This window comes from Mucilaginibacter angelicae (assembly GCF_042434235.1).
GTDB classification, from domain to species: Bacteria; Bacteroidota; Bacteroidia; order Sphingobacteriales; family Sphingobacteriaceae; genus Mucilaginibacter; species Mucilaginibacter angelicae.
On record NZ_JBHLTS010000022.1, the window covers coordinates 637,197 to 649,555 of the forward strand.

General features: G+C 43.1%; 5 protein-coding genes. 1 reads left to right on the forward strand and 4 read right to left on the reverse strand.

From position 1 onward, the window contains the following. Positions 1-68: 68 nt before the first annotated feature. The 3 genes from ACFFGT_RS14845 to ACFFGT_RS14855 form a co-directional block, all read right to left on the reverse strand. Positions 69-2,444 carry an ABC transporter permease gene (locus tag ACFFGT_RS14845; RefSeq protein WP_377023317.1) on the reverse strand — a complete coding sequence of 792 codons (2,376 nt, stop codon included), beginning with the start codon at positions 2,442-2,444 and terminating at the stop codon, positions 69-71. Between the two features lie 231 nt (positions 2,445-2,675). Then, positions 2,676-5,105: an FtsX-like permease family protein gene (locus ACFFGT_RS14850; RefSeq protein WP_377023318.1), complete on the reverse strand. Its 2,430-nt coding sequence runs from the start codon at positions 5,103-5,105 to the stop codon at positions 2,676-2,678. Positions 5,106-5,285: 180 nt separating this feature from the next. Further along, a complete protein-coding gene (locus ACFFGT_RS14855) occupies positions 5,286-8,069 on the reverse strand; it encodes an ABC transporter permease (RefSeq protein WP_377023319.1) in 2,784 nt (927 codons plus the stop codon). 512 nt (positions 8,070-8,581) lie between these two features. Between ACFFGT_RS14855 and ACFFGT_RS14860 the strand changes: the two genes are divergently transcribed. After that, positions 8,582-11,050: a M1 family aminopeptidase gene (locus ACFFGT_RS14860; protein ID WP_377023320.1), complete on the forward strand. Its 2,469-nt coding sequence runs from the start codon at positions 8,582-8,584 to the stop codon at positions 11,048-11,050. 546 nt (positions 11,051-11,596) lie between these two features. Here the strand turns inward: ACFFGT_RS14860 and pyrH are convergent. After that, positions 11,597-12,301 (reverse strand): UMP kinase, encoded by a 705-nt coding sequence (gene pyrH / locus ACFFGT_RS14865; RefSeq protein WP_377023321.1) that lies wholly within the window; start codon positions 12,299-12,301, stop codon positions 11,597-11,599. Between the last annotated feature and the right edge of the window lie 58 nt (positions 12,302-12,359).

The following is a 12,359-nucleotide window of genomic DNA, read 5'->3' on the forward strand; positions in this document are numbered from 1 at the left end:
CATTGATAATTTATCAACATGTCATTTCTTTAATTCCGAAATCGAACATCCGGATTCCAAAATCAAGACTACTCGCTTCTCAAACTCTTTATCGGGTTGATCAATGCTGCTTTAATACTTTGAAAACTTACTGTTGCCAAGGCTATCAAAATTATCATCGCTCCGGATAGCGCAAACATCCACCATTGTATCGGCGTGCGATAAGCAAAACCCTGCAACCATTTTGAAGTTGCATACCATGCTATAGGCGATGCAATAAGCAAGGCTATCACTACCAGCACCATAAACTCCGATGATAAAAGCCCGAACAACGAACTCACACTTGCGCCAAGCACCTTGCGGATGCCGATCTCTTTAAACCGTTGCTCGGCCGTGAACATGGCCAGGCCAAGCAAGCCAAGGCATGATATAAAAATGGCTAAAAAGGCAAATGCATCTGATAGTTTACCAATGATCTGCTCATTCTGATACAATTTCTGGTATTCCTCATCCGAAAAGTTATAATTGAACGGAAAGGCCGGATTGAGCTGTTTGCACAGCTTTTCCATGCTGGCCAGCGCTTCGCGGGTTTTACCGGGTTGGGTACGCAACAGGATACTACCGTAGTTTTCGTTTTCGGCACACCTTAATATCAGGGGCTTAATTTCTTCATGCATAGAGTTAAAGTGAAAATCCTTGATGATCCCCACAATTTTACCATGCTTGCCCCAAAAGGTTAATGGCTGCCCAATTGGGTTTTTATATCCTATCCTTTTCAGTGCAGCCTCGTTCATGATATAGCCAACAGAATCCGTAGCGAAATCTTTCGAAAAATCGCGCCCCTGCAGCACTTTAATATTCATTGTTTTAACAAAGTCATACCCTACCGATGCCTGGGTAAACTGGATACTAACATTTGGGTCTTTACCTATCCAATCAACTCCGCCTGTGCCATTTTGAATATTGGTAGGTGTGGTGGTTATGCGGGTAATTGATTGTACACCCGGCATCTTTAATGCCTCCTGTTTAACAATACTGTATTTGGCTGTTAATGTACCTTCAAGCGGGATGTAAACAAGGTTTTCACGGTCGTACCCTAAATTTTTTGATTGGATGAAATTCATCTGTCCCGAAATAACTACGGTTCCGGTTATGAGCACAATCGACAATACAAACTGAAACACTACCAGCCCCTTGCGGAATAAGGTGGTACCTGTATCAAGTTTCAAAGCACCTTTGAGCACTTTTACCGGGTTAAATGACGACAGGAACAAGGCCGGATAACTACCGGAAACAAGACCAGTTATCAAGGTAATACTTACCAGCTTAAGCCAAAAAGCAGCATCATAAAAGGGCAGTTCAATTTGCTTTTGCGTTACCTGGTTAAAAAATGGCAGCAATACCACAAGCAGCACCAGCGAAACCACAACCGAAAGTGTGGTGATCAATAATGATTCGGCAATAAATTGCCCTATCAAAGCCGAGCGCACAGCCCCAACTACTTTGCGTACTCCAATCTCTTTAGCACGCTTAACCGACCGGGCCGTAGTCAGGTTCATAAAATTAATACAGGCAATCAGCAGGATAAATACTGCCACGATACTGAAAATGCGTACATACTCAATACGGCCGCCTACAAATTTCCCGTCTTCAAAATTACCCCGAAGATAAACGTCGCTATAACGGATCATGCCCAGGTCAATGATAAAGTTTGATGTTTTGCGGATAGTACCATTATAGGTATCTAAAAAGTGCGGGATCTTTTTGGCAAATTTTACCGGGTCGGCATCCGGGCGAAGCATAACAACGGCACTTGGCCCCTGGTTACCCCAATCGCGGGCCCAGGTATTTTCATCCAGAAACTGATACCAGTTCATGATAAAATCAAACTTTTGCGAACTATTGTTTGGCATATCCTCATAAACTGCAGTAACCGTGAAGTTTTTGGAGTTTTCGTAACGGATGGTCTTACCAATGGCCGCATCCGCGCTTCCGAAAAACTGGTTAGCCATTTTATGCGAGATGGATAAGCTGGCAGGCGTATTCAGTGCAGTTTTGGCTGAGCCCTGCAGCAGTTTAAAACTAAAGATCTTAAAATAATCTTCGCCTGCCGATGTGCCGCTGATCTTTAGGATCTTGTTGCCCACCTGGAAAGTATCCCATTGGTCGAAACCCATATTTACGCCGTACTGCACTTCGGGCAGGGTCTTTTTCATTTCCTCGGTTGTACGGCCGGGAGTATTATAGTTACCATGCAGTTTATGATCGTAATTCTGTAACTCATAAACCGAGTAAATACGTGATCCGTTTTTAAACCACGAATCCATATCCAGTTCATTTTGTACCCAAAGCATGATCAGCAGGCTGCACACCAAGCCCACCGAAAGCCCTGCCATGTTAATAAACGCATGCGCTTTATTGCGTAGCAAATTACGCCAGGTTACTTTTAAATAGTTTTTTATCATGATGTTAGTTCATTGGTTCACTCGTTCATTAGTTTATTGGTACTTACCACGTGTCATTGCGAGCGATAGCGTGGCAACTTCGTCGCGTTTAGGTGGTCGTGTTGCATGGCGCTTATGCATTGGCTACGAGATTGCCGCATCGCGCCCTCGCACTATCCAGCCCGCTCCTCGCAATGACATTCTGTATATTTTACGTTCCCCCTAACCTCTAATCTCCAACCACGAACCTCTCTACTCCGCTTTCAAACTTTTCACCGGGTTCATCCTTGCTGCTTTAATGGCCTGGGTGCTTACTGTTAGCAGGGCTATTACCATTGCCAGTGTACCGGCCAGGGCAAACATCCACCAGCTTATAGACACACGATATTCAAAGGCTTGCAGCCATTTATTCATTCCCCACCAGGCTATTGGCGTAGCTATGACAAGGGCTATCAATACCAGTTGTACAAAATCTTTTGATAACAACTGTACAATGCCTGTTACACTGGCGCCAAGCACCTTACGCACGCCAATCTCCTTACTGCGCTGCTCGGCACTGAAAGCTGCCAGGCCAAACAAACCAAGGCAGGAGATCACGATGGCCATCAGCGTAAAAGCATTGATAATTTGGGATAGTGTAACCTCAGTTTCGTATTGTTTTCGCACTTCGGTATCTAAAAACGAGTATTCAAAAGGTGCATCTATAATATCCTTACGCCACAGTGCTTCCATTTTGCTCAACAACGATTTATAGTTTTTACTATCGGTTGATACCACCATTACGTTAAACTGCCGCGGGTCATTGCGGTAAACCAACATGAATGGTTTCACATCAGTATGCAATGAGTTATAGTTAAAATCCTTCATTACACCGGCTACTTCAACAAAGGTTGCCGGGTCCGGATCATATTTGGTATACAACCTGGTACCGGGGGCAGCCAGCGGGCTTATTCCCAACCGCTTACATAAAGTTTCATTAATAAGCACGCGGGTGGTATCACCTATCCGGAAATCCCTGCCGGAAATTATTTTAATGCCGTTTGCCTTGGCAAAAAACTCATCGGTATTGATATTTTGTGCATCAGTAGCGGTAGCCATGTTACCACCCGCAGTGTAAACCCCATGATCATGCGGTACAAACTGGCTCAGGTAATTATCAGCATTGCTTACAGTTTTAACTTCGGCCAGTTGCCTTAAATCATTTGCAAAATTTTTCATTTTGCCCTGGGTAGTTTCGGTATAAAAATTAAAGATGAGTTTTTGGTTCTGATCGAAACCAAGGTCTTTATTTTTCACAAAATTAAGCTGGCTGTAAATCACAATAATACCTGTAATCAGTACTATCGACAGTACAAACTGAAATACCACCAATGATTTACGGATCCCGGCTGCCGAAATATGACTGGTAAAATTCCCCTTGATCACCTTAATGGCTTTAAACGCCGATAGGTAAAAGGCCGGATAGCTGCCCGCCACAAAACCGGTAACCACAACCATACTCACCAGCATTATCCAAAGTTTATAATTGCTAAAAAACGACAAATGAATATCGGTATGCGTTATCTGGTTTAAATAAGGCAGCAGGACTATCAGTAATGGTAAGGCTATAGCTACGCCTATGAAAGCCAGCATAAATGATTCGCCTAAAAACTGTTTGATCAGGTCGCCCTGGTCAGCGCCTATTACCTTGCGTACCCCAACTTCCTTGGCCCGTTTAGATGCACGTGCGGTTGAAAGGTTCATGAAATTGATGCAGGCCACTACCTGTATCAGCACGGCTACCAGTATCATGATATACAGGAATGATGGATCAAGCGTTTTGCTAAGCTCATGCTCGTGTCCCGGCGTGGTATGGATGGTAGTAACCGGCTGTAAATGCAGTGCTTTTTTCATACCAACAGCCTTCATTTGGTCTGCACCATATTTATTTAAAAACTCCGGAAGCTTTTTTTCAAGCGCTGCGGCACTTGCATTGGGCCGTAGTTTTACGTAGGCATATAAAAAGTTATTACCTGCCCAGGCATTGTTTTGCCGGACATACTGCCCCAAGCCGCCGCTGTTCATGGCCATAAACATACTGGCTTTGATATGCGACTGTCCGGCGCTTTCGTCAATAACCCCGGTAACCTTAAAATCATGCTTGCCGAATGAATTATCAATAGAGATCATTTTACCCACCGCATTCTCATTGCCAAAAAGTTTACCAGCAACCGGCTTTAGCAACACAATGGTATAAGGTTCGGCCAGCACCTTATTCGCATTGCCACTAACGAAATGAAAGTTGAACACATCAAAAAAAGTAGAATCAACATAAGCCGCATCCTGCTGATAGAATGATTTTTCCTTGTAACGTAACAGGTGCTGCTTAGCCCCAAAACCTTCAGTAGTTACCAGCCGTGTAAACTGTAATACCTCGCCAAAATCATTTTTCATAGCCGGCGTAATAGGCGGCGAACTTGCAGCGCTGTTATGCTTATCGCCGGTTAGCTCAAGCGTTGTTGTAATACGGTAAATGTCTTTAACATCTTTATGCTGTTTATCATAACTGTATTGGTCCTGCACATAAAGCAAAATGTACAGGCAGCAAAGCGTACCTGTGGCCAATCCTATTATGTTAATTAAACTAAAGGTTTTGTTTTTCAACAAAAACCGCCATGCTGTTTTTAAATAACTTCTGATCATCTTATTGGTTCATTGGTTCAATGGTTCATTAGTTCATTGGTACTTATCGCCGGTTGTCTGAACCTGAATTCCTTAATTCTAAAATTTCCGGTTCAGAAAAAATCGGTGTAATCAAAAATTAATCAGTGTAATCCCAAATAAAAAAATTCCGAAATCGAAACTCCGAAATCCGAAATCAAATTATTCCGTCTTCAAACTCTTAACCGGGTTCATCAGTGCGGCTTTAATGCTTTGATAGCTTACTGTTGCCAGTGCTATCATAATTGCTGCAACACCTGCAAGGGCAAACATCCACCAGCTCAATGGCACACGGTAAGTAAAATCTTGCAGCCATTTGGTCATGGCGTAATAGGCTATAGGTGTTGCTATTACAATGGCAATGAATACAAGCTTTACAAAATTCATGGATAACATAGTGGTGATATTACCGATGGTTGCTCCCAGCACCTTGCGGATGCCTATTTCCTTGCTGCGCTGCTCGGCCATAAAAGCGGCTAAAGCAAACAGGCCAAGGCAGGCTATAATAATAGCCAATACCGCGAAACTCGTGAAGATACGGCCCATCCGTTGTACATCGGCATACATGCTGGCAAAACGCTCATCCATAAAAGTGTAACGGATGGGCTGGTTAGGTGCAAACTGTTTCCAGGTTGTGGTGATCTGCGCCAAGGCATTCTTTACATCACCGGCTTTTATTTTTACCGATACTATTGATTCGCTTGCGCCTAAATGAAGTACCATAGGCTCAATACCATCGCGCATGGATTCAAAATTAAAATCCTGTACTACACCAATAATGGTTTTACCCGGACCGTAATTGACTATCTTTTTGCCTATCGGGTTTTTAAGGCCCAGCTTTTTGGCCATGGTTTGATTTATGATCACCGCCTGCGAATCGGTTTTCATATCCGGGTTAAAGTTGCGGCCTGCTACCAGCTTAATGCCCAGGGTTTGCAGGTAGTCCTGATCTATATCCCAAAACTGGCCGCCAATACCAATTTCTTCTTTTTCTTTACCCTCATTACGAAACTCATTACCATTACGTTTAGTGCCCGAAACAGGCAGAAAATCACTGATGGAAGCACTTTTTACAGTAGGCAGTTTTACCAGCTCACTTTTAAAGGTTTTTACCTGGTTATCAAGTGTATTAGTGCCCTGGATCATCACCACCTGGTCTTTTTCAAAGCCTACTTTTTTATTGAGGATGAACTGCATCTGGTTATAAATAACCACCGTACTGATAATGAGGATGATAGATGTAGTAAACTGAAAAACCACAAGGGCATTCCTGAGCACCGAACTTTTGCTGCCGGTGCTTAGTTTGCCTTTAAGTACATCGGCAGGTTTAAAGCCCGAAAGATAAAATGCGGGATAAATACCGGCTATAATGCCAATCAAAAATGCCGAAGCCAATACTACCGGCACCAGCCACCATTGTGCCCAGGGCATGCTGAGCGTTTTGGATGCCAGGGTATTAAAATATGGCAGCAAGATCCAGGCTAATATCAACCCTAAAACAAAAGAGAAAAAGCTGTATAATAATGATTCGGACAAAAACTGCTGGATTAGCCCGCTGCGTTGTGAACCAACTACTTTGCGCAAACCTACCTCCTTGGCCCTGTTGGCCGATTTGGCAGTAGAAAGGTTAATAAAATTGATACAGGCAATCACCAAAATGAAGCCGGCCACCGCACCAAACAGCCAAATAAACCGCATATCCCCGTGCGACATACCATCATGGATATCGTAAGAGCGTAAATTAATATCCTGTATGTTTTGCACTTTCATGCTAAACACATCCATTACTTTGCTTGCCCGCTTATCGCCATTGCGGGTCATGTTGGGTATGTAATAATTTTTGAGAATGTTATTACTAACCTTTTTTTCAAAAGCTGGTATGTTGGTGCCAGGTTTCAGCACCATATAAATGTGATAGTTGTTGGCATCCCAGGTAGCTTGTTCGCCGTTCCAGAACTCAACGCCGGCAAGGGTTATCAAAAACTTAAAATCGTGCAGGTGCGAGTTATGCGGCATATCCTGCATCACAGCCGCTATTTTAAAAGGCTTGGTTTTATTATTATTCAAAAACATCACCTTACCCACCGGGTTTTGACCGGGAAAGTATTTATCGGCTTTGCTTTTTGAAATTACCATACTTAAAGGCTCGGTAAGTGCGCGCCTGGCATCGCCGTAAACCATTGGTATATTCAATATATCAATCAGGCCCTGATCAGCATAAGCAAAACCTTCTTCATGGGTATTGTCGGCCTGGTCGGCACGTTTCAGCTCATTACTGCCTGCTCCCCAAAACAGCGAGTTTGGCATCAAACGGCCCGATTTTTCCACCTCCGGAAAATCCTGTTTAATCACCTTCCCCATAACGGATGGCCAATCAACGCCTTTTTCATGCAGGTTACCATCATGATAGTCGCCAATTAAGCGGTAAATATTATTGGCATTGGGGTAACTTTTATCAAAACTCAGCTCATCACGAATGTACAGGGCTATTAAAAGGCAGGCTGCAATGCTAAACGCAAAGCCCCCAATTTTAATAGCGGTGTACATTTTTTGCTTACGCAATTGCCTTAAAGCTATCTTCAGGTAATTTTTGATCATCGCTGTACGGTTTAAAAACGGACTATATTGCTTTAATTTTTTAGTACTGTTATGATTAGCTTCCCTAACATTCACAGGCTTAGTTAAGGGCTGCTCGCCGGCTGTAACACCAGATGGTCCTGTGCCTTCAATATCCTTGATCCTTGCCTGTATCCTGTTGAATAAAGCCGAACTATCATTTTTAGGCTTCTCTTCCCCATCATCCCACCATTTGGACATTAGCTTAAGCTGACTATGCAGTTCCGGATTTTCAGCAAGCAAAGCGTTCAGCTCACGCAGCTCCTTATCCGAAGCTTCGTTAGCCAACTTCTTTGAAGCCAGGTTCCAAACATGGTCATCTAAATTCATATCCCCAACAGGTTGTTAGTTTATCAAAAGGCAGTATACTACTGTTAAAGTTTAATAAAACATGTGCCATTTATATAAATAACTAACTATCAGTAACTTAAATAAAAATCCATCTTATTACTGTACGAAAGCGTACATCTGGTGTTCGGTTTTATGCGGGGCACAGTTAGAGATGACCCGTCCTGAAAAACCTATACAGATTTGTGAGTAAATCCTGTAAATACTATACAAGCTATTCTGTTAGTCCTAAGATGAACTATACAGGTCTTTTTTTTAAAGATAAGGATTAATAACTTGTTGCTTGTTTGTCGTGTTACCTTCCGTCCTCTCAGGTATCCTCAAAAATCAGTCGCTTTCCGTAACATAACCCCTTCCCGCGCGTCATAGGTGATTTACGCACAAAACATTTTAGCTGCCGGGATGTATATTTGAAAATTAACTATCCTTAACAGCTTGTAAAAAGCAAACTTTTTGTACCATATATGACTGATCGCAAATTAATTACAAAACTCATGCTGTCGTGTGTGCTTACCACAGCTATGGCAACTGCTTACGCGCAGCAAACTCCTCCCCCCGAAAACCCGGCTTTGAAAATTTACCGGGCTGTACCAACCAAAATCAACGACCTCATCCACACCAAACTTGATGTGCGTTTCGACTATAAAAAACGTTACCTGTATGGTAAGGAATGGGTTACTTTAAAACCTCATTTTTACCCAACCGATAGCTTAAGGCTTGATGCTAAAGGCATGGACCTTAAAAACATTTCGGTAGTAAAAAATGGTAAAAACGTTCCGTTGAAATTTACTTACCAGGACAGCCTTTCGGTAGCTATTAAACTGGATAAAGTTTATCGCAATAACGAAAACTATACCATTTATATCGATTATACCGCCAAGCCAAACGAGCTGAAAGAAAAAGGCAGCGCAGCTATCAACGATGCCAAAGGTTTGTATTTCATTAACCCTGACGGTACCGAAAAAGATAAGCCGACCCAGATCTGGACACAAGGTGAAACCGAAAGCTCATCGGCATGGTTCCCTACTATTGATAAGCCAAGTCAGAAAACTACCGAAGAGATCACGATGACCGTACCGGCAAAGTATGTAACCCTATCAAACGGTAAGTTAACCGCTCAAAAAACAAATGCCGACGGTACCCGTACTGATACCTGGAAACAAGAGTTGCCGCACTCACCATATTTGTTTATGATGGCTGTCGGCGATTTCAAGATTTATAAAGACAAGTGGAAAGATAAAGAGGTAAGCTATTACCTGGAACCAAAATACGCCCCATATGCTAAAGAGATCTTCGGTTTTACACCCGAGGTGATCGACTTTTACTCAAAAACACTGGGCGTTGATTACCCATGGGTAAAATACTCACAAATTGTAGTACGCGATTACGTGAGCGGCGCAATGGAAAATACATCGGCCACCCTTCACGGCGATTATGTACAGGCTACCCACCGTGAATTGATCGATGCCAACTTCAATAACGGCCGCAGCACCATTGTACACGAGCTTTTCCACCAATGGTTTGGCGATTATGTTACCGCCGAAAGCTGGAGCAACCTTACCGTAAACGAGTCGTTTGCTAATTTTAGTGAAACCATCTGGGCCGAGCATAAATATGGTAAAGATGAGGGCGATGCCCACAACTATGCCGATATGCAAAGCTATCTGCGCTCGCCGGGGGCTAACACCAAAAACCTGGTGCGTTTTTATTATGCCGATAAAGAGGATGTTTTTGACGCAGTAACCTACCAAAAAGGCGGCCGCATCCTGAATATGCTCCGCAATTATTTAGGCGATGCTGCATTTTATAAAGGCCTTAATATCTACCTTAAAACAAATGCCTTTAAAAACGGTGAAGCTCAGCAGTTGCGTTTAGCATTTGAAGAGGCCAGCGGCCAGGATCTTAACTGGTATTTTAACCAGTGGTATTATGGAGCCGGTCACCCTATATTGAATATCAGCTACAAATGGGATGAGGCAACTAAAACCGAAACCGTTTACCTGAAACAAACCCAGGACGGCCAAACATTTAAACTCCCAATGGCTATTGATATTTACCAGGGCGGTAAAAAAGTGCGCCATAAAGAGTGGATGAACAACAAAGTTGATTCTATCAGCTACCAGTTAGCGGGCAAACCAGATTTGGTGAACGTTGATGCCGATAAGATCCTGCTGACCAAGAAAACCGACAATAAAACAATTGAAGAGTTTTCGTTCCAATACTTCAACGCTCCTAACTACCTGGACCGTTACGAAGCTATAGACGCGGCTGCAGCCGACCAAACCGGTAAAGAAGCACAAAAAATCCTGATCGCTGCTTTAAAGGATAAATACTACGGCCTGCGTGTTAAAACCACCAGGGCATTAAACCTTACTAAGGATGATGTTCGTAATGCAGCTCAACCAATATTGATCTCATTGGCGCAAACCGATAATAACACATTGGTACGGGCCGCAGCAATTACTGCATTGGGCAAACTGAAAGCAAGCGGTAACATGACCTTGTTCACGCAATCACTTTCAAGCGAGTCATATGCTGTACAAGGTGCTGCTTTAAATGCAATTGCCCAGCTTGACCCGGCCAAAGCGTTAACCTCAGCCAAAGGCCTTGAAAAGGATAACAAAGGCGCGCTAACTGCCGCTATCATGACTTTATACACAACCAACGGTAATGATGCTGAATGGCCATTTGTTTACCATGCGTTTATTGAGTCGGGAATCCAGGAAAAATTCAATGCCCTTAAAAACTTTGCTGATATGACTGCCAAAGTTAACAAGCCAGAATATGCCCAGCAAGGTATTGAGGAACTCAAAAATGCAGGTATCAAATTTAAAGTTTATGGTGCCGCACCATTTGTGGTTACCCAATTAGAAGGTATAAAAGCTGCACGCACTACGATGAAGGATGATGCATCCGCAAAAGCTGCTGATGATGCCATCAAAGCTGTAAACGACGCTAAATAATTAAGCATAAAAGCTAAAACGCAGAAGGCCGCCACTTTTACAGGGCGGCCTTTCTTTTTCATAATAGTTTTGTAGGGCTTATTTTGAGCTTAAAGCTAAAAGCCCAAGGCTTAAAGCTTTCTTTGCAGCAGGGTTTTAGCTTTTTGCTTTAAGCCTTCGGCTTTCAGCTTACTACATTGTAGTAGTCATCGTTATTAGCGTATAGGTAGTAGTCGTTTCGGGTGTGCCTCTGTCAAACATAGCAGGGATGGAATATCAGGAATACCATTTGCCCAAAAACTTATCACATCAACCTTGGCAACCGGCTTATCGGCAGGTCTCGGGCCGGTTGTTAAAACCAAACCAAGATACTGAAAATAAACTTCATAGCCATAAAATTTAAAAACCCCTGTTATTACCGATTACGGAATAACAGGGGTTTTAAGTTTTTATAAACCTTAAAGACGGAGATTGTAGGAGCCAGTACGCCCCTCTAAATCTCCCCTAAAGGGGAGACTTTAAAAGGTCTTTTAAGCCCTCTCCCTTTAGGGGAGGGTTTGGGTGGGGCTATTTCACCAGCGTACCAATATCCTCGCCTTTGGCTATTTTCATGAAGTTGCCTTCTTTGTTCATATCAAATACAATGATAGGCAGCTTGTTTTCCTGGCAAAGGGTTATGGCAGTCATGTCCATTACGTTAAGGCCTTTGTCGTACACTTCCTGGAAAGTGATCTCGTCGTAACGGGTTGCTGTCGGATCTTTTTCCGGGTCGGCAGTGTAGATCCCGTCAACGCGGGTACCTTTCAATACCACATCGGCTTTAATTTCAATAGCGCGTAATGAAGCGGCTGTATCAGTAGTAAAATAAGGGTTACCGGTACCGGCGCCGAAGATCACGATCTTGCCCATTTCCAAATGGTGCATGGCACGGCGGCGGATGTAAGGCTCACAGATCTGTTCCATTTTAATGGCCGATTGCAGGCGGGTTTCCACACCAATGCTTTCTAAAGCATTTTGCAGCGCCATACAGTTAATAACTGTTGCAAGCATACCCATATAATCGGCCTGGGCACGTTCCATGCCCGATTTTTCGGCACTTAACCCCCTGAAAATATTACCGCCCCCAACAACTACCGCAATCTCAATACCGGCATCGTAAACGTTTTTAATGTCATGGGCATATTGCAAAACCTGGCTGTTATCAATACCATATTGCCTTGTGCCCATCAGCGATTCGCCCGAAAGTTTCAGTAATATTCTTTTGTATTTCATTTGGTGTGATTTGCTAATAATAGAAATAGATGAAACCTGCTTTTGTTTATATCAAGAA